Origin of the sequence: Roseateles puraquae (genome assembly GCF_002205845.1) — a bacterium.
GTDB classification, from domain to species: domain Bacteria; phylum Pseudomonadota; class Gammaproteobacteria; order Burkholderiales; family Burkholderiaceae_C; genus Pelomonas; species Pelomonas puraquae.
The window spans coordinates 133,643-157,973 of sequence record NZ_NISI01000002.1; the positions used below are offsets into that span (position 1 = coordinate 133,643).

The 24,331-nt window shown below is 68.7% G+C and carries 25 protein-coding genes; 9 read left to right on the top strand and 16 right to left on the bottom strand.

Annotated features, from left to right (window positions below; all coding sequences use genetic code 11):
• The first annotated feature begins 146 nt into the window (after positions 1-146).
• The 3 genes from CDO81_RS07680 to CDO81_RS07690 are packed head-to-tail and all read left to right on the top strand — an operon-like array spanning position 147 to position 3,285.
• A complete protein-coding gene (locus tag CDO81_RS07680; protein WP_241516910.1) occupies positions 147-1,190 on the top strand; it encodes a glycosyltransferase family 2 protein in 1,044 nt (347 codons plus the stop codon).
• Positions 1,187-1,585, top strand: coding sequence for a GtrA family protein (locus CDO81_RS07685; RefSeq protein ID WP_088482597.1), 399 nt, complete (start codon positions 1,187-1,189; stop codon positions 1,583-1,585). The genes CDO81_RS07680 and CDO81_RS07685 overlap by 4 nt, the downstream gene beginning before the upstream one ends.
• Positions 1,582-3,285: a hypothetical protein gene (locus tag CDO81_RS07690; RefSeq protein WP_088482598.1), complete on the top strand. Its 1,704-nt coding sequence runs from the start codon at positions 1,582-1,584 to the stop codon at positions 3,283-3,285. Before CDO81_RS07685 ends, CDO81_RS07690 begins: the two co-directional genes overlap by 4 nt.
• Before the next feature lie 2 nt (positions 3,286-3,287).
• Here the strand turns inward: CDO81_RS07690 and CDO81_RS07695 are convergent, their stop codons facing one another.
• The 7 genes from CDO81_RS07695 to CDO81_RS07725 are packed head-to-tail and all read right to left on the bottom strand — an operon-like array spanning position 3,288 to position 10,391.
• Positions 3,288-3,680: a GtrA family protein gene (locus CDO81_RS07695; protein WP_241516911.1), complete on the bottom strand. Its 393-nt coding sequence runs from the start codon at positions 3,678-3,680 to the stop codon at positions 3,288-3,290.
• Entirely contained in the window at positions 3,670-4,983 is a 1,314-nt protein-coding gene (locus CDO81_RS07700) for an NAD(P)/FAD-dependent oxidoreductase (RefSeq protein WP_088482599.1), read from the bottom strand. Before CDO81_RS07700 ends, CDO81_RS07695 begins: the two co-directional genes overlap by 11 nt.
• Positions 4,983-5,948: an NAD-dependent epimerase/dehydratase family protein gene (locus tag CDO81_RS07705; RefSeq protein ID WP_088482600.1), complete on the bottom strand. Its 966-nt coding sequence runs from the start codon at positions 5,946-5,948 to the stop codon at positions 4,983-4,985. Before CDO81_RS07705 ends, CDO81_RS07700 begins: the two co-directional genes overlap by 1 nt.
• A gap of 8 nt (positions 5,949-5,956) precedes the next feature.
• Positions 5,957-6,718 carry an SDR family oxidoreductase gene (locus CDO81_RS07710; protein WP_088482601.1) on the bottom strand — a complete coding sequence of 254 codons (762 nt, stop codon included), beginning with the start codon at positions 6,716-6,718 and terminating at the stop codon, positions 5,957-5,959.
• A 3-nt stretch (positions 6,719-6,721) separates the two neighbouring features.
• On the bottom strand, positions 6,722-8,032 hold the full coding sequence (locus tag CDO81_RS07715; protein ID WP_088482602.1) for an FAD-binding oxidoreductase: 1,311 nt from the start codon (positions 8,030-8,032) through the stop codon (positions 6,722-6,724).
• Positions 8,033-8,037: 5 nt separating this feature from the next.
• On the bottom strand, positions 8,038-9,471 hold the full coding sequence (locus tag CDO81_RS07720; RefSeq protein WP_241516912.1) for a UbiA family prenyltransferase: 1,434 nt from the start codon (positions 9,469-9,471) through the stop codon (positions 8,038-8,040).
• Positions 9,468-10,391, bottom strand: coding sequence for a lysylphosphatidylglycerol synthase transmembrane domain-containing protein (locus CDO81_RS07725; protein ID WP_088482604.1), 924 nt, complete (start codon positions 10,389-10,391; stop codon positions 9,468-9,470). Before CDO81_RS07725 ends, CDO81_RS07720 begins: the two co-directional genes overlap by 4 nt.
• A 154-nt stretch (positions 10,392-10,545) precedes the next feature.
• Here CDO81_RS07725 and CDO81_RS07730 point away from each other — a divergent pair, with 154 nt between their 5' ends.
• The 4 genes from CDO81_RS07730 to CDO81_RS07745 all read left to right on the top strand — a co-directional run bounded on the left by CDO81_RS07730 (position 10,546) and on the right by CDO81_RS07745 (position 14,719).
• On the top strand, positions 10,546-12,219 hold the full coding sequence (locus tag CDO81_RS07730) for a long-chain-fatty-acid--CoA ligase (RefSeq protein ID WP_088482605.1): 1,674 nt from the start codon (positions 10,546-10,548) through the stop codon (positions 12,217-12,219).
• Positions 12,220-12,280: 61 nt separating this feature from the next.
• Complete coding sequence (locus CDO81_RS07735; protein WP_241516913.1) at positions 12,281-12,805, top strand: hypothetical protein; 525 nt, start codon at positions 12,281-12,283, stop codon at positions 12,803-12,805.
• A gap of 40 nt (positions 12,806-12,845) precedes the next feature.
• Entirely contained in the window at positions 12,846-13,559 is a 714-nt protein-coding gene (locus CDO81_RS07740) for a 16S rRNA (uracil(1498)-N(3))-methyltransferase (RefSeq protein WP_088482606.1), read from the top strand.
• Complete coding sequence (locus tag CDO81_RS07745) at positions 13,556-14,719, top strand: MFS transporter (RefSeq protein ID WP_088482607.1); 1,164 nt, start codon at positions 13,556-13,558, stop codon at positions 14,717-14,719. The genes CDO81_RS07740 and CDO81_RS07745 overlap by 4 nt, the downstream gene beginning before the upstream one ends.
• On the opposite strand, the gene CDO81_RS07750 is transcribed toward CDO81_RS07745, so the two are convergent.
• Together CDO81_RS07750 and CDO81_RS07755 are read right to left on the bottom strand one after the other, a co-directional pair.
• Positions 14,701-15,216, bottom strand: coding sequence for a hypothetical protein (locus CDO81_RS07750; protein WP_088482608.1), 516 nt, complete (start codon positions 15,214-15,216; stop codon positions 14,701-14,703). The genes CDO81_RS07745 and CDO81_RS07750 overlap by 19 nt on opposite strands.
• 12 nt (positions 15,217-15,228) lie before the next feature.
• Positions 15,229-16,509, bottom strand: a complete 1,281-nt coding sequence (locus CDO81_RS07755) for a THUMP domain-containing class I SAM-dependent RNA methyltransferase (protein WP_241516914.1) — start codon at positions 16,507-16,509, stop codon at positions 15,229-15,231.
• Positions 16,510-16,565: 56 nt separating this feature from the next.
• Here CDO81_RS07755 and CDO81_RS07760 point away from each other — a divergent pair, with 56 nt between their 5' ends.
• Positions 16,566-17,447 (top strand): alpha/beta hydrolase, encoded by an 882-nt coding sequence (locus tag CDO81_RS07760; RefSeq protein WP_088482610.1) that lies wholly within the window; start codon positions 16,566-16,568, stop codon positions 17,445-17,447.
• 91 nt (positions 17,448-17,538) lie between these two features.
• On the opposite strand, the gene CDO81_RS07765 is transcribed toward CDO81_RS07760, so the two are convergent.
• Positions 17,539-18,492 (bottom strand): alpha/beta fold hydrolase, encoded by a 954-nt coding sequence (locus CDO81_RS07765; protein WP_088482611.1) that lies wholly within the window; start codon positions 18,490-18,492, stop codon positions 17,539-17,541.
• 56 nt (positions 18,493-18,548) lie between these two features.
• Positions 18,549-18,905: a hypothetical protein gene (locus CDO81_RS07770; protein ID WP_088482612.1), complete on the bottom strand. Its 357-nt coding sequence runs from the start codon at positions 18,903-18,905 to the stop codon at positions 18,549-18,551.
• A 123-nt stretch (positions 18,906-19,028) separates the two neighbouring features.
• Between CDO81_RS07770 and CDO81_RS07775 the strand changes: the two genes are divergently transcribed.
• Positions 19,029-19,862 (top strand): AraC family transcriptional regulator, encoded by an 834-nt coding sequence (locus CDO81_RS07775; RefSeq protein WP_088482613.1) that lies wholly within the window; start codon positions 19,029-19,031, stop codon positions 19,860-19,862.
• A gap of 26 nt (positions 19,863-19,888) precedes the next feature.
• On the opposite strand, the gene CDO81_RS07780 is transcribed toward CDO81_RS07775, so the two are convergent.
• The 5 genes from CDO81_RS07780 to CDO81_RS07800 form a co-directional block, all read right to left on the bottom strand.
• Positions 19,889-21,391: an RNA polymerase factor sigma-54 gene (locus CDO81_RS07780; protein ID WP_088482614.1), complete on the bottom strand. Its 1,503-nt coding sequence runs from the start codon at positions 21,389-21,391 to the stop codon at positions 19,889-19,891.
• Positions 21,392-21,557: 166 nt separating this feature from the next.
• A complete protein-coding gene (lptB, locus tag CDO81_RS07785) occupies positions 21,558-22,316 on the bottom strand; it encodes an LPS export ABC transporter ATP-binding protein (RefSeq protein WP_088482615.1) in 759 nt (252 codons plus the stop codon).
• Entirely contained in the window at positions 22,316-22,933 is a 618-nt protein-coding gene (lptA, locus tag CDO81_RS07790; protein WP_158218188.1) for a lipopolysaccharide transport periplasmic protein LptA, read from the bottom strand. The genes lptB and lptA overlap by 1 nt, the downstream gene beginning before the upstream one ends.
• A 71-nt stretch (positions 22,934-23,004) precedes the next feature.
• Positions 23,005-23,664, bottom strand: coding sequence for a thiol:disulfide interchange protein DsbA/DsbL (locus tag CDO81_RS07795; protein ID WP_088482617.1), 660 nt, complete (start codon positions 23,662-23,664; stop codon positions 23,005-23,007).
• A complete protein-coding gene (locus CDO81_RS07800; protein WP_088482618.1) occupies positions 23,661-24,323 on the bottom strand; it encodes a thiol:disulfide interchange protein DsbA/DsbL in 663 nt (220 codons plus the stop codon). Before CDO81_RS07800 ends, CDO81_RS07795 begins: the two co-directional genes overlap by 4 nt.
• Positions 24,324-24,331 lie beyond the last annotated feature (8 nt).

Genomic DNA, 24,331 nt, shown 5'->3' on the forward strand with positions numbered 1-24,331 from the left:
GTGCCTGAGCTCCGGCGATGGTGTCGCTCCGATTCCCCGCTCTTCGGGGGGATCGCATCCATCGCGAAGACCGCACCGGGGCTTACAGTCGTTCGGCTACGCCGGCGTGGCATAGCGTGAGTCCGGTCGTCGACGGGAGATCAGGGATGCATAGCCAAAACGAGCTCGCCACGATTGCGGACAGCACACAGTCGGGGGCGTTGCCCGACATGTTGACCGCCACCTTTTCGCTGGTGATCCCGGTCTACATGAACGAGGGGTCCATCCCCGATTTGCTGCGCGCCATTGCTGCGCTGGCAGATGGCATGAGGCAACGCTGGGGCATCGCACTGGAAGCGGTTTTCGTGGTGGATGGCAGCCCTGACCGGAGCTTTGCCATGCTCAGCGAACGATTGCCGCATGTGGGCTTCAAGTCGCAACTGCATCTGCATGCGCGCAACTTCGGTTCTTTCGCGGCCATTCGTACCGGCCTAGGCGTCGGCGAAGGGCAGTTCTTCGGTGTCATGGCGGCCGATCTGCAGGAGCCTCCAGAGCTGATGCTGAAGTTTGCCGAGTTGCTGCAGGCCGATCATTGCGACGTGGCCGTTGGCGTTCGCAGTTCGCGAGCCGACCCGTGGCGATCCAAGCTCGCGTCCACCATCTTCTGGCGTCTGTATCGGCGTTTCGTGCTGCCCGAGATGCCTTTCAACGGCGTTGACGTGTTTGCCTGCAGCCGCACGTTTCGTGACCACCTGATGGCGCTCGAAGAGGCGCACTCTTCCTTGGTGGGACTGGTGTACTGGTTAGGGTTTCGCCGCGCAGAAGTGCCCTATGAGAGGCGCGCTCGCGAGCACGGCAAGAGTGGCTGGACCTTCAAGAAGAAGGTCAAGTACTTGATGGACAGCGTCTTCTCCTTCACCGATCTGCCCATCCGCATGTTGACGGTGTTTGGCATGCTGGGCCTGTTCATTTCGATCCCGTTGGCGATCGGGGTCATCGTGGCGCGCGTTTCGGGGTTGATCGCCGTCCCCGGCTATGCCGCAACGATGGTCGCGGTGGCATTTTTTGGCGCCATCAATGCACTTGGTCTCGGCGTCATCGGGTCGTACGCCTGGCGTACCTACGAAAACACCAAGTCGCGACCGCTTTCGCTCGTTCGGTTGTCTAGTCGCTTCGGTGTCCCGGCGGCATCCCGTGCCGTGGATCGATGAAGAGCCCCGCCTTCGTCCGTTTTGTGTTGGCCGGCGCACTCAACACCGCGGCTACCTGGGGCCTGTTCGAGGTGCTTCGTCACTCGTTGCCCCATCTGCTGGCTTACTCGCTGACCTATGTGATCGGCATCGGCATCGCCTACGTGCTCAACACGCGATTCGTGTTCCGCACCGGAGCCAGTCTGAGGTCGGCATTGCGATTTCCGCTGGTTTACGTCGGGCAGTACCTGTACGGGCTCGCCGTGATGTGGCTGCTGGTGGATGCTGGCGGGATTTCACCGTCCTACGCGCTGCCAGTGGTTCTGGTGACGAGCATTCCGCTGACCTTCCTTGCCACGCGCAGTCTGATGCGCCGCACGGCAGTGCCGCTGCTGCAAGCGCAGGAGCGGCGATGAGTTTGCGCGAAGCTTGCCTCGCGTGGGCGCTCAACCACCGTGGTGTTGCCCTGCATTTTGAGTGGACCGTGGTCCTGCTGGCGGCGCTCTTTGTCTTGGTGGCCTTGTGGCCGGCACTGCGCCCGGGGGCCGCGGCTGCCGGCCGAGGCGGGCGATTCGTCTTCTTCGCCACGTTGGTCGTCTTCTTCCTCGTGGCGCGCCTGCCGGGGCTGCTGGCGCCGCAGTTGAATCCGGACGAAGGCCTGTTTACGGCCGCTGCCGAGGCCCTGCTTCGGGATGGCCGCTTCTGGATTTCAGTGGACACGGGTTCGTCCGGCTTGCTCAATGTCTGGCCGCTCACCTGGCCGGCCCTCTTCGGTCTGCGGCCTGACTACAGCACCGCTCGCCTGACCGGCCTTGTTGCTTTGCTGAGCTCGCTGGCCTTGCTTTACGGCGCCTTTCGCGCCTGGTTCGGCGAAGCTGTGGCCAGGATCGCTCTGGTGCCAGTTGCGCTGGTGCTGGCGTGGGTCCAGCATCCCCACCTTCTGCACTACGGCAGCGAGCACATCCCCGCGTTGCTCACTGCCCTGGCTGTCTATGGTCTGGCGCAGGTGCAAACGCAGCCGCGGCCACCGGCCTGGGCCTGCTGGTTGCAGGGTCTAGCCGTAGGCGCCATGCCGCTGGTGAAGATGCAGGGCGTACCCATCGCGGCCGCCTTGGCGTTGCTGATGCTGGCGACCCTGTGGTCCGTCCGTCGCACGGAGCCCCGTCACTTCCGGCAGGCGGCGTTCACATGGCTGGTCGGCGCGGGTACGGCCCCGCTACTCGTGGGACTGCATCTGCTCGCTACCGGCGCTTGGCCGCTCTTCGTGCAGTCCTACCTGCAGCTGAATCTGGTGCATTACGCGGGGATGTCGATTACGCAACCGCCAACCGGTCGCCCGTCCTCGGTCCGCTACCTGCTGTGGTCGCCGCACCTGCGGCTGCTGGTGTTGATCGTCGGCGGATGGGCGCTCATGGCTGCCTGGGCGTGCTTTCAGCGAAAACCTGCGAATCGTGACGTGGGGCGCATCGCAGGGGCGTTGCTGGTCTGTGCCGCCGCCGCGTTTGCTGTGATGAAGCCGGGCACCCAGTTCGTCCACTACCTGTTGTTGTTCGTGGTGCCTTTGGGTGTTCTCGGGGGGGCCTTGCTGCATGTCGTGCTGGGCGATCGGCCCGACCTGAGTCGATGGACGGCTCGAATCGCGCTACTGATCCTGCTGATATCGCCAATACCGACGGTCAAGTCACTGACCTCTACGGCGAATCCCTTCCTGGCCCAAGCGCCTGTCTATGCGCGCGACTTCCACTCGCCGCTGGTGAGCAGGTTGCGGGAACTTGCACCGCCCGGCTCTTTGATGACGGTCTGGGGCTGGAGCCCGGACCTGTACGTTCAGTCGGGTCTGGTGCAGGCCACCCGATTTGGTTTCTGTTCCTGGTTGGTGGAACCCAATCCTTGGAGAGATGGCCTGCGTGCCCAGTTTCTGCAGGAACTGCAACAAAACCGACCGCTTTTGTTCGTCGATGCCATGGCACCGGAGCAGTTCTACTTTCCGCTCAGCACGCCGGTGGCTGACCGGGTGCACGAGCGCTTTCCGGCGCTGGTCGACCTTCTCGCCCGGGACTACGAGTTGGTGGACACCGTCGCGGGCGCCCGCATCTACCGTCGCCGGGCGCCTTGAACTCAGCGGAAGGTCAAATACCGATGCCCGAAGTAGCTGGTGATGACGGGCACCGCCACGCCCACCGCGTGTGAGATGGCCTCGTAATTGCCCGGTGCGCCCAGGGCGGGCAGAACGACGCGGGCGAGCAGGCTGCTGACCAGCACGGTCTGCAGGACCGCCGCGCCATTGACGATGCAGAAACCGAGCACCTGCTGCCGCGTGCTGGTCTGGCTGTCGGTGAAGGCGAAGCGGCGCATCAGCAGGAACGCGGTGACCATGCCCACGAGATAGGCCGCGACCACGGCGGCCTCGAAGGGCAACCACAGGCTGAACACGAACCGTGAGCCGTAGTTGGCTGCGGCGGCAATGCCGCCCGAGGCCAGGTAGCCGATGACGCTGGTGTTACGCGCCACCGCGCGGGTCCTTCTGTGCAGCGGCTGCCAGGTCCCAGCCGACGCGAATGCTCTCGTTGATCGACCGATCCTCAGGGTAGTAGTAGCTCGTGTCCGCCATGAAGAAACCTTCCAGCGAGGTCTTCATGGCCGGCAGCTTGTCGTAGAAGCCCGGCGGGCACAGCGGCTGCGCGTATTCGTAGCGCGACACATGGCGGGCAATGATGTCCTCGCGCTTGAGGTGTGGCTGGGTGAGCAGCAGGTAGCCAGTGGCTTCGTCCAGCAGGCGCTCGTCATCCCAGGCCCACTTGGGGTGGGTCTTGGGCATGTAGTAGGGCACGTAGACGATCTTCTCGGGCAGCGGGTTGAGGTTGCTGTACTCGATGAAGCCCGGCACCTCGATGCGCGGGTCGTTCACGTTCATCCAGAAGTACTTGGTGGCGGGCTTGCGCAGTTTCAGCAGCACGCAGGCGACCGGGATGTTGTCGATGGACTCGATGCGCTGGCGCTCGTCCAGCCGCAGGTCCGGCGCCAGGCGCGGCACGTAGCGCAGCGGCACGGTGGACAGCACGCGGTCCGCGGCCAGCGTTTCGCGGCCCAGGTCCAGACCGGTGACCCGGCCGTTCTCGGTCAGCACCCGGCGCACCGGCGCGCTGAGCTTGATCTGCGCACCCTTGGCCTGAAGCCGCTGCTCATAGGCGTCCAGCAGCACCTGCGAGCCGCCCTGCAGGTAGCCCATCTGCTCCTGCAGCAGGCTCTTGCGCGAGAGCGCCACCCGCTTGATGCGGGTGCCGATCCAGGCGGCCGACATGTTGTGCATGTGTTCGAAGAACTTCAGCTCGAACAGCCGCTCCCAAAGCACCTTGTAGGCGCGCTCGCCGATGGCGTTGCGGATCCAGTCGGTGGCCTGCAGCTTGTCCAGCTCGGTCCAGTCGGTCACGGCCTTGGTGCGCAGCACGTGCAGAGAGAACTTGACCTTGTCGGCCAGCGACAGGTGCGGGAAGCGCAGCAGCGCCAGCGGCTTGCCCCAGTCGTACCACTGGCCGTTGTAGTAGAAGCCGAGTTCGGTGTCCGTCCACTTCAGGCGGTCGGACAGGCCGAATTCGCGCAGCGTCTCGAACAGCGGGTAGTCGGTCTTGCAGATGAAGTGGTAGTAGCGCTCCAGGCGCAGGCCATCGAAGTCGAAGGCGGCCGACATGCCGCCCAGGCGGTCGTCCGCCTCCACGACGGTGACGCGGTGGCCGGCCTGGGCGAGACGGTCGGCGGCGGCCAGGCCCATGGGGCCGGCGCCGATGACGGCGTAGTGCAGAGGGGTCGAGGTCATCAGTGGGGGCTTTCGAGCACGACGCTGCTGTAGCGGGGGTGGTTGAACGTTTCCTTCACGGCCTCGGCGAAGCCCAGTGGCCGGAAGCCGAAGACCTGTTCGATGTCGACGCCGGTGAACTCGTCACCGGCCATCAGGGCGTGCATCTGGTCGACCGTGAAGGGCGGCTTCTTCATGACGAGCGCGGCGGCGCGCAGCATCAGGCCGAACAGCGGCACAGGGATGCGCACGATGGGCGTCTTCAGGCCCTTGGCGTCGCGGATGAGCCGCATCATGTCGATGTAGTCGATGCGGTCGGGGCCGGTCAGGTCGTGGATGGGCGTGCCGTCGGGCTGCTCGCGCATCATGACGTGGATGGCGCGGCAGAAGTCAAGGTTGTAGAGCGGCTGGCGCATGTAGCGCCCGTGGCCCGGGATGGGGAAGACGGGAATGCGTTCCATCAAGCGCGCCAGCCAGCCCAGGTGCTTGGGGTCGAACCAGCCGAACATCAGTGTCGGGCGCAGCACGCACAGCCGCTGCCCCTGCGTGGCGGTGGCCAACACGATCTTCTCCTGCTCTGTCTTGCTGCGCACGTAGTCGTCATCGGCCACCGAGTTCACGACCGACGAGCTGGCGTGCACCAGGTAGGCCTGCGGCGCGCGCTCGCGCATCACGCGCAGCACCTGCCGGGTGGCTTCGATGTTGTTGCGTGTGAAGGGTTCGGAGGTCTTGCCGGCAATCTGCGCATGCAGTTGCACGACGACGACGGCGCCGTCGAACTCGGCCTCCCAGGCGCCGGGTTCGGCCAGGTCGGCCAGCACGGTGCGCACCGACGGATGCAGCCGGGCCTGGATGCCGAGGTTGACCTCGTGCTTGTCGATGGCCACCAGTTGCTGGTAGCCGGCTTCCACGAGCAGCGTGACCAGGTTCTGGCCGACCAGGCCCGCGGCGCCGGTGATGACGATCTTGTCGTTGAGTTGCAGCATGGTGTCGATCAGAGCTTGGTGCGCAGGAAAAGAGCGTTGGGCAGGTGGGTCACGATGGCCATGATCCAGCGCCAGAACCAGGGGGTGTAGAGCGTGCCGTTGCGCGTGTCCAGGGCCCGCGTGATGTCCGCGGCCACCCGCTCGGGCTGGGCCCACAGCGGGCCCTTGGGCAGGCTGGCAGTCATGGGGGTGTCCACGAAGCCCGGCAGCACGGTGACCACGCGCACGCCGCGGTTCACGAGCCGATGGCGCAGGCCGCTGGCGAAGTTGGTGACCGCGGCCTTGGCCGCACCATAGACGTAGTTGCTCGCACGGCCGCGGTCACCGGCGGGTGACGAGATCACGCCGATCACACCGGAGCCCTGGGTCTCGAAGCGGTTGGCCAGATCCGTCAGCAGCGCGATCACGGAGCCGGCGTTGGTGTGCAGGCAGGCCAGCGTTTCCTGAACGCTGGATTGCGCGGTCGCCTGGTCGGGCATCACGCCGTGGGCGATCAATGCCACGTCCAGCCCACCCCAACGTTGCCAGGCCTGTGCCAGCACCGCGGCATGGTCGTCGATGAGGTTGGCATCGAGAACGGCCGTCTCCACCTCGGCGGCACCGCGCACCCGCAGATCGGCGGCATTGGCCTGCAGCGCGTCGGCGCGGCGGCCCACCAGCAGCAGCCGGGCGCCGCGACCTGCGTAGACGCGGGCCACCGCCTGGGCGATGGCCGAGGTGGCGCCAATCAGCAGCACGCGGGGTGCGGTGGCGGAGGAAGCAGAGGTCATCGGTCAGTGTCCAAAGATGCGGCGCGACATCGCGCTGGAGAGGCCCGGGTCGCGGAAGGCCAGGAAATCGGTGTGCCGGGGGTAGCCGGCTTCGAACATGGCGCGGCTCTGGCGGCCATCCTTGGCCGGGTAGAGCCGGCCGCCCGCCTCGCGCACGATGGCGTCGAGGCGGTCGAACAGCGCGAGTGTCGACGCCCCGTGGTCCGGGAAGTCCAGGGCCACGGTGGTGCCCGGCAGTGGGAAGCTCAGCAGCCCGAGGCCCTCGCGCTCGCCGAACGTCTTGAGCACGGCGAGGAAGGAGCCCTGCCCGCTGGCGCGGATGGCCTTGAGCAGCTCGGCGGTGGCGGCCTGTTCGTCGCGGCGTGGCAGCGCGCACTGATATTGATGGAAGCCGCGCGGGCCGTAGATGCGGTTCCACTCCAGCAGACTGTCCAGCGGGTAGAAGAAGGGCAGCAGATGCTGTCGCTGGGCGCCCGCCCGCGCGGCATGGCGGTGGAAGTAGGCCTGGTTGAAGGCGCGCAAGCTCAGGCCGTTGATCAACGAGACCGGCGGCGTCAGCGGCACGCGGCGGGCCCGCGCGGGCGGCGGCGGTGGGGGGCCTTCCGTGGCATGGCTGGCCGAGAACAGGATGCCGCGTGCGTCCTGGCCGCTGCCGCTGGCGTGCACGCAGTCCAGCCACGAGACCACATAGTCGTGCCGCGTCTCGGCCGCGGCCGACAGCGCGAAGAACTCGGCCAGCGAGCGGAAGGGCTGGCTCTCGCCTTGCATCCATTCGCTGCGCACGGGCATCAGTTGCAGTTGCGCCGTCAGGATGACGCCGGTCAGGCCCAGGCCGCCGACGGTGGCTGCAAACCACGCCGGGCGCAGGCCGGGCCCGCAGTCGATGCGCTCGCCGTCCGTGCGCAGCAGGCTCAGGCCGAGCACGTGGTGGCCGAAGCTGCCTTGGCCGTGGTGGTTCTTGCCATGCACATCGTTGGCGATGGCGCCGCCCACGGTGACGAAGCGCGTGCCGGGCGTGACCGGCAGGAACCAGCCTTGCGGCAGCGCCACGCGGATGATCTCGTCCAGCAGCACGCCGGCTTCGCAGGCCAGAACGCCGGTGGCGGCGTCGAAGCTGATGAAGCGGTCCAGCCCGCGTGTCATCCACAGCGTGCCGCCCGGGTTCAGCGCCACGTCGCCATAGCTGCGGCCATTGCCGTGGGGCAAGCCGGGCCGGGCTGCCGCGGGCAGCGGGGCGCTGCGCTCGGTCAGGCGGTGCACGGCGTGCTCCGCCGCTTCAAGACGGCCCCAGGCCTGGACGCGCGCGGTGGTCACGCCGTTCAGTGGGCCAGGCCCAGCAGAAGGCCGAACAGTCCGGCGCACACCAGGCTGTAGCGGTCCTTGACGGCGAACACCACCGGGTCGTCGCTCAGGTGGCCGCGTTGCGCCTGCATCCACATGCGGCTGATCCAGTACAGCACCACGGGCAGGGTCAGCCACAAGCGCTCCGGGTGTGCATAGCGCTGGGTCACGACGTCGCTGTTCAGGTAAAGCGCCAGCAGCAGCACGGCGCAAAAGCCGGCGGCCACGCCCATGGCCATCACCAACGGCGCGTCACTGGCCAGATAGCCGCGGCCAGCGGCACCCGTGCGGCCCAGGGCGGCCATGGCCTGCAGCTCGGAGTAGCGCTTGACGAAGGCCAGGCTCATGAACAGGAACAGCGGGAAGGCGAAGAGCCAAAACGAATGCGGCAACTGTGTGGCCGCGACACCGGCCACGATGCGCAGCGTGTACAGCACGCCCAGCGTCACGCAGTCCACCAATACGCGGCGCTTCAAGTAGAAGGTGTAGGCCAGCGTGAGGGCGTAATACACGCCGAGGGCCAGGCCGAACGCCGGCGGCAACTGCAAGGCGAAGACCACCGACAGGCTCAACAGCAGCACCGTGGCCACCAGGGCCTGCGGTACGCCGATGAGGCCGCTCGCAAAGGGCCGAAGCCGCTTGCGCGGGTGAGCCCGGTCGCTTTCGAGGTCCATCAGGTCATTGACGACATAGACCGACGACGCACACAGGCCATAGGCCAGGAAGGCCAGCAGCGCCTGCATCACGAGATGGGATTCGAAGCGGAAGGCGCCCAGCAGCGGCAGGAACACCAGCAGGTTCTTCAGCCACTGATGCAGGCGCAGGGCCTTCAGCCAGGTGCGCAGGGACGCCGTGGCGGCTGGAAACTCGCGCGCCACCTGGCCCTGCGCCCGCGCCGCCTTGGCGACGCTGCTGCCCGCGGCCACCACCACCGCCTCGCGGGCGCGCCGCCAGACGGGCAGGTCATCGGACGAATTGCCGGCGTAGTCGAAGCCGCGTTCGCCGAAGCGAGCCACCAGGCGGCTGGCCTTGGCCTCGCCGGACAGGTTGGTCTGGCCATCGCTGCCGATCACTTCGTCGAACAGGCCCAGGTGGCCCGCCACGCCATCGGCCAGGCGCTGGTCCGACGCGGTGCACAGCACCAGTTGCCGCCCGCCCGCCCGCTGCTCGCGCAGCCACGCGAGCAACTCGGGCGCGTAGGGCAGGCTGGCGTAGTCGGGGGCGACGTGGTCGACGATGCGCTGCTTCATCCAGGCCTTGCCGCGGGCGAGCCACAACGGCAGCGACAGCAGCGACAGTGGGCTTTGCCGGGCCAGCAGCAGCGTGGTCTCGTGCAGCAGGTCGGTCTGGATCAGCGTGCCGTCGAGGTCGACGACCAGCGGCGGCTGGTTCATGGTGGCGGAAACGTTCATGCTTGAGCGGTGGACAGCGGCGCCGGGGTGCTCCGCACGAGGGTGGGCAGGACCAGCAGGCCCAGACCGCTCGGGATCCAGAGTGTGCAGAGTCGGGTCAACAGGGTGGCGGCCACGGCGTCTTCCCAGGTGGCGCCCATGCGGGTGAGTGCAAAGGCGAGTGTCGCTTCCATGGCGCCCAGGCCGGCGGGCAGCATGCTGGCCGCGCCCACGAACAAGGCGGCAGAGAAGGCGGCGATGCAGGCGGCCAGCCCCAGCTCCGCCGATACCGTCTGCGCGAACAGGCCAAAGACGGCGGCCTGCACGCCATAAGCCAGCCCGCCCAGACTGACCCAGACGGGCAGGCGAGTGGGTGTCCACAGGGGGGCCCAGGCCCGCAGCGGCGCGATCAGGCGCCAGCGCTCGGGCAGGTGGCCGCGGCGCACCCAGGCCGCCACGGCCAGGGAGGCGATGCCACCGAGGCCGACGATGGCGATGAAGAGGCGGGTCTCGACGCCGGCGCAGGCCGCAGCGATCAGGCCCAGCAGGGCGACGCCGATGACGTCAGACAGGCGGTCAGCCAGGAAAGCCGCCAAGGAATCGGGCACGCGCACGCCGTGGGGCTTCAGCAGCAGGCTGCGCAGGGTCTCGCCGACCTTGCCGGGCGTCCAGGTCAGCGCGATGCCGGCCCAGTAGATCGCCAGGCTCGTGCGCCAGGGCGGCGTGCGCCCGAAGCAGGCCAGCAGCAGTTGCCAGCGCAGGAAGCGGAACAGGATGGCGGCCGTGCAGAGCAGCCCGCCCCACAGAGCCGTAGGCAGGCCGATGCGGCGCAGCGCGGCCGTCACGGCGTCCAGGTCCGATTGGGCCAGGGCCGCGACGTACAGCGCCAATGCTGCGACCAGCGCGATGAGTAAAGGTCGCGCCCAGCGCCCCTGCAGCATGAGTTCCCCGCTCTGTTGCTTTGCAGCATTCTAGAAAGCAGACATGACCTTCAGCCACCCGCATTGAAGGGGGCTGAGAGCGCTATCGAATCCCCTGACCGGCCCACTGTCAGCTATCGGTCAGAATCTGCGCCATCGAGAAGGAGACAAGGCCATGGAGCCCATCTGGTTGAAGCACTACCCGGCCGCCGTGCCTCGCGACGTCAACACGTCGCTGTACCCGAGCCTGGTCGACCTGCTGGACACCTCGTTCAAGAAGAATGCCGCCAAGCCCGCCTATCTGATGATGGGCAAGCGCATCAGCTTTGCGCAGGTCGACGAGGCCTCGCGGGCGATGGGCGCCTATCTGCAGAGCCTGGGCCTCGAGAAGGGCGATCGCGTGGCGATCATGATGCCCAACCTGTTCCAGTATCCGGTCGCCGTCGCCGCGGTGCTGCGGGCGGGTTTCGTGGTGGTCAACGTCAACCCGCTCTACACGCCGCGCGAGCTGGAGCACCAGCTCAAGGACTCGGGCGCCAAGGCCATCGTCATCATCGAGAACTTCGCCTCGGTGCTGCAGCAGGTGCTGGCGCATGTGCCCACCAAGCACATCATCCTGGCCAGCATGGGCGACATGCTCGGCTTTGCCAAGGGCATGATCGTCAACTACGTCGTGCGCAAGGTGAAGAAGATGGTGCCGGCCTTCGAGCTGCCCGGCGCCGTGCGCTTCAATGATGCGCTGGCCAAGGGGCGCAGCCTGGGCTTCAAGCCGCACAAGATCGGGCCGGACGACATCGCCGTGCTGCAGTACACCGGCGGCACGACGGGCGTGTCCAAGGGCGCGGTGCTGCTGCACCGCAACCTGGTGGCCAACATCCTGCAAAACGAAGCCTGGTACCAGCCCGCCATCAAGAAGGTGCCGGCTCGCGAGCAGATCGTGACCATCTGCGCGCTGCCGCTGTATCACATCTTCGGCTTCAACGTGAACATGATGTTGTCCATGCACATGGGCGGCGCCAACGTGCTGATTCCCAACCCGCGCGACCTGCCGGCCATGTTCAAGGAGTTGAGCGCGCATCGCTTCCACAGCTTCCCGGCGGTGAACACCCTCTTCATGGCCATGGCCAACCACCCCGAGTTCGGCACGGTGGACTGGAGCCATCTGGTCATCGCGGTGGGCGGCGGCATGGCGGTGCAGCAGGCCACGGCCAAGCTCTGGCTCGAAAAGACGGGCTGCCCCATCGTCGAGGGTTACGGCCTGTCCGAGACCTCGCCCACGGCCAGCTGCAACCCGACCGACAGCACCGCCTACAGCGGCACCATCGGCCTGCCCATGCCGTTGACCGAGCTGCGCCTGCTGGACGACGACGGGCACGAAGTGCCGATGGGCCAGCCCGGCGAGATCGCCATCAAGGGTCCGCAGGTGATGGCCGGCTACTGGCAGCGGCCCGACGAGACCGCCAAGGTCATGACGGCCGATGGCTTCTTCCGCACCGGTGATATCGGCACCGTCGACGAACGCGGTTACTTCAAGATCGTCGACCGCAAGAAGGACATGATCCTCGTCAGTGGTTTCAATGTGTATCCGAACGAGGTGGAGGATGTGCTGACGCAGATGCCGGGCATCCTGGAGTGCGCGGCCGTCGGCGTGCCCGATGCCAAGGCGGGCGAGGCGGTCAAGGTGGTCATCGTGAAGAAAGACCCGAATGTCACCGAAGCCGACGTTCGTGCTTACTGCGAGGCCAACCTGACTGGCTACAAACGTCCGAAGATCGTGGAGTTCAGAACCGAACTGCCCAAGACGCCCGTGGGCAAGATCCTGCGCCGGGAGCTGCGGGACAAAAGCTGAGGCTGGTTCCAACCGGCATCGCGCCTGGGCGTGATGCCAACCGTGGGTGAGGCCTGACATCGTGTTCGAACTGCTCTACGCCAAGACTGAAGCCGGCCGCGCGGAAATCCGTGCCCGCGCGCTGCCGCTGTCGCGCACCGCGCGCAACCTGCTCCTCGTGCTGGACGCCAGCAAACCGGCCGCCGACTGGCTGCGGCTGGTGGCGGGTGCCACCGAGGCCGACTTCGAGACCCTGCGCCAGCAGGGCCTGATCGCGCCGCAGAATGCAGCTGGACAGCCCGTGGCGGTGCCGCCCGTCACCGCGCCCGCTCCGCTGACACCGGCGGCAGCGCCTGCGGCGGCACCGGTGTCCGCACCGCCGGCCGGCTCGCCGCTGCTGGACCGCGCGGCCCTCTACACCTACCTCAGCGGCGAGGCCACCAAGCTGCTTGGCCCCTTCAAGGGCTATGCCTTCGCGCTGGAAGTGGAGCGAGCCGACAGCCTGCCGGCCTTGCAAGCGCTGGCGCTGCAGTTCGTCGAGCGGGTGCAGAAGGCCAAGGGCGACGCCGCCGCGGCGGGTGTGCGCGAGGCGCTCGGCCTGCGCTGATCTGGGACACTGGCGGGCCTGCCCGCTGCCACGCTTCGCCTTGCCACGCTTTTACGTCGACACCCCGCTCACCGGCGCCGGTGAGCTCGCCCTGCCGCCCAGTGCCGCCCGCCATGTGCAGGTGCTGCGCCTGCAGCCGGGCGATGCCCTGACCCTTTTTGATGGCAGCGGCCCCGAATGGCAGGCCGAGGTCACCGCCATGGGTCGCAGCGAGGTGCGGGTGAAGCTGCTCGCTGCCGTGCAACCGCAGCGCGAACTGGGCCGCCAGGTGACGCTGGCGGTCGTGATGCCGGCCAACGACCGCATGGATTTTGTTGTCGAGAAGGCCACCGAGCTGGGCGCCGCGGTGCTGCAGCCCCTGATGAGCGAGCGTTCGGTGCTGCGCCTGACCGGTGACCGCGCCGACAAGAAGCGCGCCCACTGGCAAGGCGTGGCCATTGCGGCGGCCGAGCAATGCGGGCGCACGGTGCCGCTGCAGGTGGCGCCGGTGCAGACGCTGGCCGCCTGGCTGGCTGCGCTGCCGCCCGCCATGCCTGACGAATGGCGCGGCCTGCTGAGCCCGCGGGCCGCCGAGCCCCTGGCGCCGCTGGTGCAGCCGCGTGCGGTCTTCCTGAGCGGCCCGGAGGGCGGGCTGAGCGAGGCGGAGGAGGACGCCGCCCGCGCCCGCGGCTTTGCGGCCGTCAGCCTCGGCCCGCGCGTGCTGCGTGCCGACACGGCGCCGCTGGCGGTGCTGTCCTGGATCGCGCTCACGTGAACCGGCGCCTCGCCCTGCTCGTGCTGGCGCAGGGCCTCTTCCTCACCAACAACATCTGCTTCATGGCCATCAACGGCCTGGTGGGCCTGGCGCTGGCGCCGCAGGCGTGGATGGCGACCCTGCCCATCTGCGCCTACGTCGCCGGCGGCGCCTTGATGGCGCGGCTGGTGGGGCGTCACCAGTTGCGCTTCGGGCGTCGGCGGGGTTTTCAGATCGGGCTGCTGGTGGCCATGGCGAGCTGCACGCTGGCCTGGTGGAGCGTCACTGCGCACCAGTTCTGGGGTGTGGTGCCGGCCACGCTGATCGCGGGCTACTACAACGCCGGCGCGGCGCTGTACCGCTTTGCCGCCACTGAGCTGGTGGCACCGCAGCGCCGCGAGTCGGCCATCTCCTGGGTGCTGGCCGGAGGCTGCCTGGGCGCGGTGCTCGGGCCCTGGGTGGCGCGCACCAGCCGCGATCTGCTCGTCACGCCCTTTGCCGGTGCCTACCTGATGCTGATCGGTGTGGCGCTGGCCGGGCTGGTGCTGGTGTCGCTGATCGACTTCCCGCCGTTGGTGCGCCCAGCGCCCGGCGCGGGCGGGCGGCCCAGCGCCGAGTTGCTGCGCCAGCCGGTGTTCCTGGTGGCGCTGGCGGCGAGTGCGCTCGGCTATGGCGTCATGAACCTGCTGATGGCCGCCACACCCATCGCCATGGGCCAATGCGGGCTGCCGTTCAGCGATGCGGGCCTGGTGCTGCAGTGGCATGTGCTGGGCATGTTCGTGCCGAGCTTCTTCACCGGGGCCGTGATCCGGCGCTTTGGCGTGCTGCGCGTGATGGGGGTGGGCGTGCTGCTCAACCTGGGCTGCGTGGCCTTTGCGCTGGCCGGCCAGGACCTGCCGCATTTCCTCGGCGCGCTGCTGCTGCTCGGTGTGGGCTGGAACTTCCTGTACATCGGCGGCACCACGCTCTTCACGCAGGCCTACCGGCCCGAGGAGAAGACCCGCGCCCAGGGGCTGCTGGACACCGGCGTTTACACCACGATGACGATCACCTCGTTCTCCTCCGGCGCGCTGGTCACCACCGGCGGCTGGCAGTGGATGAACTGGGCGAGCCTCGTGCCGCTGGGGCTGTGCGCGATGGCGCTGGCCTGGCTGGCCGGCGTTCAGCGCCGGTCGCGCTGAAGGTATTCCTCAGCCATCTGCTGGCCGATCAGCGCCAGCTTCATGCGCGCCAGCGCGCGGCGGTCGAGGTCGCGCTGGGTGACGAACAGCGGCGCGCCGATGCGCAGCCCGGTGATGCCGCCGCTGTCGCCCACCGTCGGCAGCAGAGGGTAGATGCGCAGGCGCAGCACCAGCGTGTCCTGCTCGTCCACGAACACGGCCGTCTCGGCGAGCGTCAGGCAGCGCAGCCGCTCGGCTTCCTGCAAGAGGGCGTGGCCCGCGCCTTCCGGGTTGATGTGGACCGACGACACGGTCATCGGGTAAACACGCCGGCCCGCGGCATCCAGCGTGTCGGCCACGGCGGCATTGAAGCGCCGGTTCAACTCGTCCCAATCGGGCGCGCCCTGCTGCGGCGGATTCCGGCCCTGGCCAAACACCAGCATGCACGGGCTGGCCGCCTGGGCGAGCGTTGCCGCCAGCGCCAGCAGCGCGGCGACCAGGCCTTCACGCCAGCTCATGGCGTCACGCGGTCAGGCCGGGGCATCGCCCTCGGCCGGCTTGCGGGCTGAACCCTTGACCAGGTCGAAGCGGAACAGCCGGCATTCGATGGGGCCGTTCCACATCGGCACGCGGCGGGACTCTTTCAGCCGCATCCGGCTTGGCAGCTTCATGTCCGGGCTGAGCATCCAGGCCGTCCAGCCGGCGGGGTTCTCGGTGTACTGGCGCTTCCAGTGCGTGGCCAGGCGGGGGAAGAAGTCATCGCCGCCGTCACGGGCTTCGCTGCCGCCCGCGTCCCGCGTCATGGCGGACTTCCCGCGCACCTCGATGCGCTCGCCATAAGGTGGGTTCATGACGATGCAGCCGGGCATGCCTTCGGGCAACTGCGGGGCCGGGCGCTCCAGCGCGTCGCCGCCGTTGAACTGGATGTACTGCGCCACGCCTGCGCGCTCGGCGTTGCGTCGTGCGAAGTCGACCATGCGGAAGGCCACGTCGCTCGCGTAGATGGGCACGGCCGGCGGGTGAATGCGGGCGCGGGCGGCCTGCGTCATCTCGCCCCAGGCGGCTTTCATCGGCCCGGTGGCAAAGGGCAGCTGGCGCTCGAAGGCGAAGCGGCGCTGCAGGCCAGGCGCCGAGTCGCAGGCGATGAGGGCGGCCTCGATCGGGATGGTGCCGGAGCCGCAGCAGGGGTCGTGCAGCGCGCCGCCTTCCTCGAACGTGCCGCGCCAGCCCGCGGCGGCCAGCATCGCGGCGGCGAGGGTCTCCTTCAGCGGGGCGTCGCCCTTGTCGATGCGCCAGCCGCGCTTGAAGAGCGGCTCGCCGGAGGTGTCGACGTAGAGGGCCGCGCGCTCGGGGCCCACGTGCAGCACCACCGGCAGGTCGGGGCGCTGGGTGTCCACGCTGGGCCGCTCGCCGGTGTGCTCGCGGAGTTGGTCGCAGATGGCGTCCTTGATGCGCAGGGCGGCAAAGTTCAGGCTCTTCAGCGGCGAGCGCTGGGCCGTCACGTCGACGCGCAGCGTGTGCTTCGGGGTGAGCCAGTCGCGCCAGTCCACGCGGCGGGCCAGGGCGTAGAGGTCGTCGTCGTGGCGGTAGGGGCCTTCGATGATCTCCACCAGCACCCGCTGGGCCAGGCGGCTTTCGAGGTTGATGCGCAGGACGTCCTCGGCCGTGCCCAGCACGCCGCAGCCGCCGCGCAGGGCCTCGACCTTGCTGCGCACGCCGGGCGGCAGGAAACGCTTGAGCTCGGCCTCCAGCAGCGGCTCGACACCACCGGGGCAGGACACGAAGAGGGACAACTTGTTGGGCAGGCTCACGGGCCCGATTGTCGCTGCGTACCTACACTGCGGCATCTCCACCTTCGCGGCTGGCCATGAAGCGACGCTTGTTGATCCCGAGTCTGGCGCTGGTGCCGGCCTTCAGTGCCATGTCCCTCGCCTCGGCCGACGAGGCGCCCACACGGGCGCCGTACACCCTGCCTGGCACGCAGACGCTGACCCTGCCCGCCACGCCCGAGGGGCGGCGCTACCAGCTGTCGGTGCAGTTGCCGGCCTCGTTCGGCCGTGACGCGCAGCGGCGCTACCCGGTGCTCTACCTGACGGATGCCTACTGGGACTTCCCGCTCGTGGCCGCGTCCTACGGCAACCTCGCCTACGACCGCGTGGTGCCCGAGTTCATCATCGTGGGCCTGGGCTACGCAGGCGAGAAGCTCGATCACGATGCGCTGCGGCTGTGGGAGTTGTCACCCGTGCGCATGCCTGGCGCCCAGGGCGACTCCGGCCATGCCGATCGCTTTCTGGACACCCTCGAGAAGACCATCTTCCCGCTGGTGGAGCGCGAGTTCCGAGGCGACCCTGCGCAGCGCTACGTGGCGGGCAGTTCGCTGGGCGGCCTGTTCGTGCTGCATGCGCTGTATGCGCGTCCGCAGCTGTTCAAGGGCTACATCGCCGCCAGCCCCGCGGTGGTGGTGGGCGGCGACTGGATCATCGGCCGCGCGAAAGCCTTTGCGGCGAGTGGCAAGCCGCTGCCGGCGCGGCTCTACGTGACGGGCGCCGAGCACGAGTGGCCCGGCTTTCTCGCTGGCATCCGGCGCTACCAGGCCCTGCTGCCGGAGCTCAAGCAGCCGGGCCTGGTGTTCGAGTCCCGCCTCATCGACGGCGAGCGCCACGCCGGCACCAAGGCCGAGAGCTTCACGCGCGGCCTGCGCTTCGTGTTCGCGCCGCTGGCGCCGGAGCAGGGACCGTCCAAGGACTGAGTCACGACCGAGGACAGGCCCTGCGGCCTGTCCGACGCGTGATGAAGGACAACCGGCATGCAAGCCGGTTGGCCTGAGCCCTTCAACCCGCTTACTGGCGCACGAAGTCCAGCAGGTCCTGGTTCAGGCGGTCCTTGTGCGTGTCGGTGATGCCATGCGGCGCACCGGGGTACTCGATCAGGCGGGCGCCCTTCACCAGCTTGGCCGTGGCGCGGCCGGTCGTCTCGATCGGCACGATCTGGTCATCATCGCCGTGGATGACGAGCGTGGGCACATTCACCTTCTTCAGGTCCTCGCGGAAGTCGGAGTGGAAGAAGGCTTCGATGCTGTCGTAGGTCGCCTTGGCGCCGGCTTGCATGCCCTGCACGTAGAAGCTGTCGACCAGGCCCGCCGAGGCCTTGGCACCCGGGCGGTTGAAGCCGAAGAAGGGGCCGCCGGCGATGTCCTTGTAGAGCTGCGCGCGGTTGTCCAGCGAGGCCTTGCGCAGGCTGTCGAACACGGCTTCGGGCACGCCGTTCGGGTTCGTGGGGCTGGCGCCCATGATCGGGGTGACGGCGCTCACGAACACCGCCTTGGCCACACGCGCGGTGCCATGCCGCCCGATGTAGCGAGCCACCTCGCCACCGCCGGTGGAGAAGCCCACCAGCGTCGCGCGCTTCACGCCCTTGGCGCGCAGCACGGCGTCCAGGTCGTCGGCGTACTGGTCCATGGTGTTGTTGGCCCAGGGCTGGCCCGAGCGGCCATGGCCGCGGCGGTCATGGGCGATGACGCGGTAGCCGCGCTCGGCCAGGAACTGCATCTGCGACTCCCAGCTGTCGGCGTTCAGGGGCCAGCCGTGGCTGAACACCACGACCGGGCCGTCCTTGGGGCCCCAGTCCTTCACGTAGATCGGGGTGCCGTCGTTGGCCGTGACGTATTGGCTGGCGACGGCTGCGGTGGCGGTCGGCGCCGGGGTGGCTGCCTGGGCCGTGTTGGCGGCAGTCAGCACGGCAGAGCCGCCGATGGCGAGGGTGGCGGCAAGGGCGAGGCGGGTGAGGGCTTGCATGGTGGATCTCCGGGAAAGGTCAGTGGGTCAAGGGAGGAGGGGGGAAGGGTGGCCGCTCAGGCCTTCGAGGCGGTGCGGACGGTTTCACCGCGGCGAGCGGCGTACTCGGCCACCAGGGCGGCATAGCGCTCACCTTGGCGCAGGGCGGCGTAGCGCTGGCGGGCGGCATGCAGGGCGGGCGTCTCGACGCCGGTCTCCGCGGCGGCGCGTTCGGCGGCGGCCAGGCCCGACTCCTGGTAGATCTTCAGGTCGGCCAGCACTTCGGCGCGGGAGACGGTCGACTGCGTGCTGACGCTGACGCCGGACTCGGGGTCGATCAGGAACGATTCGGCGTGCACCGAGGCGGACGCGGCGATGGCGGCGCCGAACACGAGTTGGAGGACGGCACGGTTGAAGCTGTGGTGGCGGGACATGGCAGGCTCCTGGTCAGGTGGGTGGGTTGCTGTCTTGCGACGGGATGAACTTTGCCGGGATGGGCAGAACTGAAGATGCCGTAAAGTACGTTTAACTTTGCATTTCGTACTTTCGACGCTGCCATGGCTGACCGACTCGCTGCGCTCTTCACCCACTTCGCCGTCCGCGCCGAGACCTTCCAGGCGGGCCCGCTGTGCGGCGTCAACACCCTGGAGCCGCAAGCCGGGCGGGGCGAACTGCACCTGGTGCGCGACGGCGGTGTGGTGGTCCACCACGGCACGCCTGAGCCGCTGTGCATCGACGAACCCAGCCTGCTGCTCTACCCCCGGCCGCTGCCGCACCGCTTCGTGACCGATGCCGAGCACGGCGCGTCCTTCCTGTGCGCCCACATGACCTTCGATGGCGGCGCCAGCCACCCGATTGCCGCGGCGCTGCCCGACTGGGTCTGCCTGCCGCTGGCGAGCGTGCCGAGTTGCGAGCCCGTGCTGACCTTGCTGTTTGCCGAAGCCGAGAGCACCCACTGCGGCCGCCAGCTCATGCTGAACCGGCTGTTCGAGGTGCTCATGATCTGGGTGCTGCGCGAGCTGATGGCCCAGGGGCGGATGGAGGCGGGCATGCTCGCCGGCCTGGCCCACCCCAAGCTGCGCGGCGCACTGGTGGCCATGCACGACCTGCCGCAGGGCGACTGGCCACTGGAGGCGCTGGCCGAGGCGGCTGGCATGTCACGCACCGTGTTCGCCAACACCTTCCGCGACGTGGTGGGCTGCACGCCAGGCGCCTACCTGCAGCGCTGGCGCATCGGCCTCGTGCAGAAGGGCCTGCGCGAGGGCCGTGCGCTCAAGCACCTGGCCGACGAGGTGGGCTACGGCGGCGAGGCGGCCTTGTCACGCGCCTTCCGCGCGCAGACGGGGCAGTCGCCGCGGGAGTGGCGCAAGGGGGCGCTGGCGGGCGCTTGACGGCGCTGGACCGTGCTTGAAGCCGCCTACAGCGCCTTGCGCAGATTCGCCGGCGCGATCTTCATCGCCTCGCGGTACTTGGCGACCGTGCGCCGTGCGCACTGGATGCCTTGCTCCTCCAGCATGGCCGCGAGCGCGCTGTCGGACAGCGGCTTCTTGCAGTCCTCGGCGGCGACGAACTGCTTGATGAGGGCGCGCACCGCCGTGCTGGAGGCTTCGCCGCCGGCTTCCGTGCTCAGCCCCGAGCCGAAGAAGTACTTCAGCTCGAAGGTGCCCCACATCGTGGCCATGTACTTGGCGGTGGTCACGCGGGAGATGGTGGATTCGTGCAGGCCGAGCTCGTCGGCGATCTCGCGCAGCACCAGCGGCTTCATGGCGAGCTCGCCGTGTGTGAAGAAGCCGCGCTGGCGCTCCACGATGGCCTGGCTCACCCGCAGGATGGTGTCGAAGCGCTGCTGGATGTTCTTGATGAACCAGCGCGCCTCCTGCAGCTGCCCGCCCAGCGGCGAGTTGCTGATGCCGCCGCGCGTGGCGCGCAGCGCGTTGGCGTAGAGCTCGTTGATGCGCAGCTTGGGGGCGACCTCGGGGTTGAGCATCACGCGGAACTCGCGGCCCACCTTGCGCACGATCACATCCGGCACGATGGCGGCGGCCGCGCCCTGCGCGAAGCGGCGGCCCGGCTTGGGTTCGAGCTGGGTGATGAGGCCCTGGGCTTCGCGCAGCAGGGTTTCGTCGGCGCCGGTCTCGGCCATCAGCCGGCGCATGTCGCGCTTGGCGAGCAGTTCCAGATGACCCTTGCAGATGAGGATGGCGATGATCTGCGCCGGGCTCTTGGGCAGGGCGCGCAGTTGCAGCACCAGGCATTCGGACAGGTCGCGCGCGCCGATGCCCAGGGGCTCCAGGTTCTGCAGCAGGCGCAGCGCGAAGCGCAGGCGGTCCAGCAGTTCTTCGCGGTCCTCGGGGTCGTCGGCCAGGGCTTGGGCGATGTCTTCCAGCGGGTCTTCGAGGTAGCCGTCTTCGTTGAGCGATTCGATCAGCACCTGCATCACCGCGCGGTCTTCCGGCGACAGGTGGTGGCCGGCGAGCTGCTGGGCCAGGTGCTCGGCCAGCGTGGTGTCAGCCGACTCCTGGCTCTCGCGCTCGTCGTCGCCGTCTCCGCTGCCCGTGCCGGCGGAGGAGGGCAGCTCGCGGATGCCGTCGAAGTCGTCCCGCTCGGTGCCGTTCTCCCAGTCCTCGCGCTCGGTGCCGCCGAAGTCTTCGGCACTCAGCTCGGGCGCCTCGGCCTCGCCGCCACCGTCGCCGGCCGTGTCGGCAGCGCTGTCGCCCGCCTCGGCCGGCGCGTTGGTGGCCAGCTCCGGGGTGCTGACGCTGAATTCTTCCTCGGTCTCCAGCAGCGGGTTGCTGGCGAGCATCTGCTCGACTTCCTGATGCAGCTCCAGCGTCGAGAGTTGCAGCAGCCGGATGGACTGCTGCAGCTGGGGGGTCAGCGCCAGGTGCTGACTGAGGCGGACCTGCAGCGTCTGCTTCATGGCGCGAACCTGGCGCGTGTTGCATTCGGGCCGAGCGCCGGGCCGCTCCCAAGCCGGCCCGCCATGGCGACGTGCTTGCCGCTCCATGCGGCAAGCATCGCCGCCCCCTCGGGGGGCCGGTCAGGCTGGCCCGCGTTCAGCGGGGCAAGACTGGACGGGGGGCGCATCACATGCGGAAGTGTTCGCCGAGATAGACCTTGCGGACGTCCGCGTTGGCCACGATCTCGTCGGGCGTGCCTTCGGCCAGCACGGCGCCCTCGCTGATGATGTAGGCGCGATCGCAGATGCCCAGCGTCTCGCGCACGTTGTGGTCGGTGATGAGCACGCCGATGCCGCGGCTCTTCAGGAAGCCGATGATGCGCTGGATCTCCAGCACCGCGATCGGGTCCACGCCCGCGAAGGGCTCGTCCAGCAGGATGAAGCGCGGCTGCGTGGCCAGCGCGCGGGCGATCTCGACGCGGCGGCGCTCGCCACCGGACAGCGCCGGCGCCGGGCTGTCGCGCAGGCCTTCGATGGACAGGTCGTGCAGCAGGCCGTTCAGCAGCTCGTCGATGCGAGCCTTGGACAGCGGCCGGCCGTTGTCGTCCTGCTGCAGCTCCAGCACCGCGCGGATGTTCTGCTCGACCGTGAGCTTGCGGAAGATGGAGGCTTCCTGCGGCAGGTAGCTCAGGCCCAGCCGGGCGCGCTGGTGGATGGGCAGGCGCTGCACTTCCGAGCCGTCGATGCGGATGATGCCGGCGTCGGAGCGCACCAGGCCCACGATCATGTAGAAGCTGGTCGTCTTGCCTGCGCCGTTGGGCCCAAGCAGGCCGACCACCTCGCCGCAGTCCACGCGCACATGCACGTCCTTGACGACGCGGCGCACGCCGTAACTCTTGGCCAGGCCCTCGGCTTCGAGCCGGCTGCCACAGGACGGGGTCGTCATCACGAGGGCTTGCCGGGTTGCAGCGTGGTGGAGGGCTTGAGCGGCAGCGGCGCGGCGGGCGCGGAGGCCGCCTCGTCGCCCGGCTGCACGCGCGGCATCATGACGATGCGGGTGCGGCCGTTGGGGTTGGGCGAGGCGCTGCCGCCCTCCAGCGTGAAGACTTCGGTGCGGCTGTCGTACACGATGACAGCGCCCGTCACCTCCTCGGCCACCGAGGTGCCCCGCAGGCGGCGCACGGTGGCATTGCCGATGAAACGCACGGTCTCGGTGCGCGTGTCGTATTCGAGCTGGTTGGCCACGCCATCGATGGATTCGCCGGGCACATCGCGCGCCTGGCGAAAGGTCACCGGCTGGCCGGCCACGCCGCTGGCGAAGGCTTGGTGGTAGCCGTCGCGGGTTTCGCGAACGTCGACTTTCTCGGCCTTCAGCAGCAGGGTGCCTTTGGTGATGATGACGTTGCCCTGCAGCTCGGTGCGCTGGTTCACGCCGTCCAGCCGGCCCTGCTTCTCGGCCGTGAAGACCATCGGCTTGAGCCGGTCGGCCTTCTCCGCCCGGGCGGCGGGAAGGGCGAGCGCCAGGGACAGCGCTGAGGCGATCAGGATCAGGTGGCGAGACATGGCGGCACGGAAGTTGCAGGCCATTCTAGGGGCCTGAATGCGTCGCCAGCCTTTCCGGCGCGACAAGCGAGTCAGGAAGTTTTGCCGCTTCGCGCCTGCTGGATCAGGAAGCTGGCCACCGCCAGCGCCTGCTGACCCTGGGCGGCCTCGCTCTGGCCGGGCGTGCCGGCCATGCCGGGGCCGGTGCGCCAGCGGCCGGCGACCACCAGCGCGGGCACGCCGTCCACGCCCGCCACCTCGGCGAGCTTCAAGCCCTGGTTGACCTTGGCCTGCACGCCGAAGGCGTTGAAGGCTGCCTTGAACTTGGCCGTGTCCACGCCCAGCTTGCCCACCAGCGTCACGATCGCGTCTTCGTCGTTCGCCTGCACACCCGCCCGGTGGAAGGCGTTGAAGATGCCGGCGTGGACCTGCGGCGTCAACGCGCCCATGGATTCCAGCGCGTAGAACATGCGTTGGTGCAGCTTCTGCACCAGGGTCATGCCCACCGGCACGCGGCGGAAGCTCACGTCCGCCGGCAGCTGGTGTACCCAGGCTTCCAGCAGCGGGTCGAAGGCGTTGCAGTGCGGGCAGAGGTAGAAGAAGAATTCGACCACCTCGATCTTGCCCGCCGCAGTGGGCAGGGTCTGGCCCAGGCGCGCGTAGTGGCGACCTTCGACCGGCCCACCCTGCGCGCGGGCGAGCGGGCTCAGGCCGGCGGCGATCAGCGCGGCGGTCGCGTGGCGGCGCTTCATGCCTTGTTGCGCACGCGCTGGATCAGGAACTCGGTGATCTGCAAGGCGCGCTGGCCCAGCTCCAGCTCGGACAGGCGCTGGCCCAGGCCGGCCTGGCTGGGCGAGGTCAGGAAGCGGCCGCCGATGCCGATCGAGGGCACGCCATCGATGCGGTAGGCCTCGGACAGCTTCTCGGCCTGCTGGCACTTGGTGACCACGCCGAAGGAGTTGTAGGCCTCCTGGTACTTCACGGGGTCGATGCCCAGCGGGCTCAGGAACTTGGCCTGGCTCTTGGCGTCGTCCAGCGTCAGGCCTTGCTGATGCATGGCGTTGAAGATGGCCGGGCGGGCCGCGGCTTCCTTGCCCAGGGCTTCCAGCGCGTAGAACATGCGCTGATGGATCTTGACGTTGGCGCGGAAGGCGACGTGCGCCTTGCGGAAGACCACGTCGTTGGGCAGCTGCTTGCTCCAGGCCTCGATGGCAGGCTCGAAGGCGTAGCAGTGCGGGCAGCCGTACCAGAAGAACTCCACCACCTCGATCTTGCCCGGCGCCGTCGGCAGGGGCGGGGTGATGACCTGGTAGTGGCGGCCCTCGACCGGGCCACCCTGGGCATGGGCGCTGGTGGCGGCACCCAGGGCGGGCGCGGTGGCGAGGAGGGCGGAGAAATCGCGGCGCTTCATGGCGGCAG

Bases quoted from the DNA above. Each gene is read 5' to 3' on its own strand.
- CDO81_RS07680 (WP_241516910.1), top strand. From the start codon at position 147: ATGCATAGCCAAAACGAGCTCGCCACGATTGCGGACAGCACACAGTCG.
- CDO81_RS07685 (WP_088482597.1), top strand. From the start codon at position 1,187: ATGAAGAGCCCCGCCTTCGTCCGTTTTGTGTTGGCCGGCGCACTCAAC.
- CDO81_RS07690 (WP_088482598.1), top strand. From the start codon at position 1,582: ATGAGTTTGCGCGAAGCTTGCCTCGCGTGGGCGCTCAACCACCGTGGT.
- CDO81_RS07700 (WP_088482599.1), bottom strand. From the start codon at position 4,983: ATGACCTCGACCCCTCTGCACTACGCCGTCATCGGCGCCGGCCCCATG.
- CDO81_RS07705 (WP_088482600.1), bottom strand. From the start codon at position 5,948: ATGCTGCAACTCAACGACAAGATCGTCATCACCGGCGCCGCGGGCCTG.
- CDO81_RS07710 (WP_088482601.1), bottom strand. From the start codon at position 6,718: ATGACCTCTGCTTCCTCCGCCACCGCACCCCGCGTGCTGCTGATTGGC.
- CDO81_RS07720 (WP_241516912.1), bottom strand. From the start codon at position 9,471: ATGAACGTTTCCGCCACCATGAACCAGCCGCCGCTGGTCGTCGACCTC.
- CDO81_RS07725 (WP_088482604.1), bottom strand. From the start codon at position 10,391: ATGCTGCAGGGGCGCTGGGCGCGACCTTTACTCATCGCGCTGGTCGCA.
- CDO81_RS07730 (WP_088482605.1), top strand. From the start codon at position 10,546: ATGGAGCCCATCTGGTTGAAGCACTACCCGGCCGCCGTGCCTCGCGAC.
- CDO81_RS07750 (WP_088482608.1), bottom strand. From the start codon at position 15,216: ATGAGCTGGCGTGAAGGCCTGGTCGCCGCGCTGCTGGCGCTGGCGGCA.
- CDO81_RS07760 (WP_088482610.1), top strand. From the start codon at position 16,566: ATGAAGCGACGCTTGTTGATCCCGAGTCTGGCGCTGGTGCCGGCCTTC.
- CDO81_RS07765 (WP_088482611.1), bottom strand. From the start codon at position 18,492: ATGCAAGCCCTCACCCGCCTCGCCCTTGCCGCCACCCTCGCCATCGGC.
- CDO81_RS07770 (WP_088482612.1), bottom strand. From the start codon at position 18,905: ATGTCCCGCCACCACAGCTTCAACCGTGCCGTCCTCCAACTCGTGTTC.
- CDO81_RS07775 (WP_088482613.1), top strand. From the start codon at position 19,029: ATGGCTGACCGACTCGCTGCGCTCTTCACCCACTTCGCCGTCCGCGCC.
- CDO81_RS07780 (WP_088482614.1), bottom strand. From the start codon at position 21,391: ATGAAGCAGACGCTGCAGGTCCGCCTCAGTCAGCACCTGGCGCTGACC.
- lptB (WP_088482615.1), bottom strand. From the start codon at position 22,316: ATGACGACCCCGTCCTGTGGCAGCCGGCTCGAAGCCGAGGGCCTGGCC.
- lptA (WP_158218188.1), bottom strand. From the start codon at position 22,933: ATGTCTCGCCACCTGATCCTGATCGCCTCAGCGCTGTCCCTGGCGCTC.
- CDO81_RS07795 (WP_088482617.1), bottom strand. From the start codon at position 23,664: ATGAAGCGCCGCCACGCGACCGCCGCGCTGATCGCCGCCGGCCTGAGC.
- CDO81_RS07800 (WP_088482618.1), bottom strand. From the start codon at position 24,323: ATGAAGCGCCGCGATTTCTCCGCCCTCCTCGCCACCGCGCCCGCCCTG.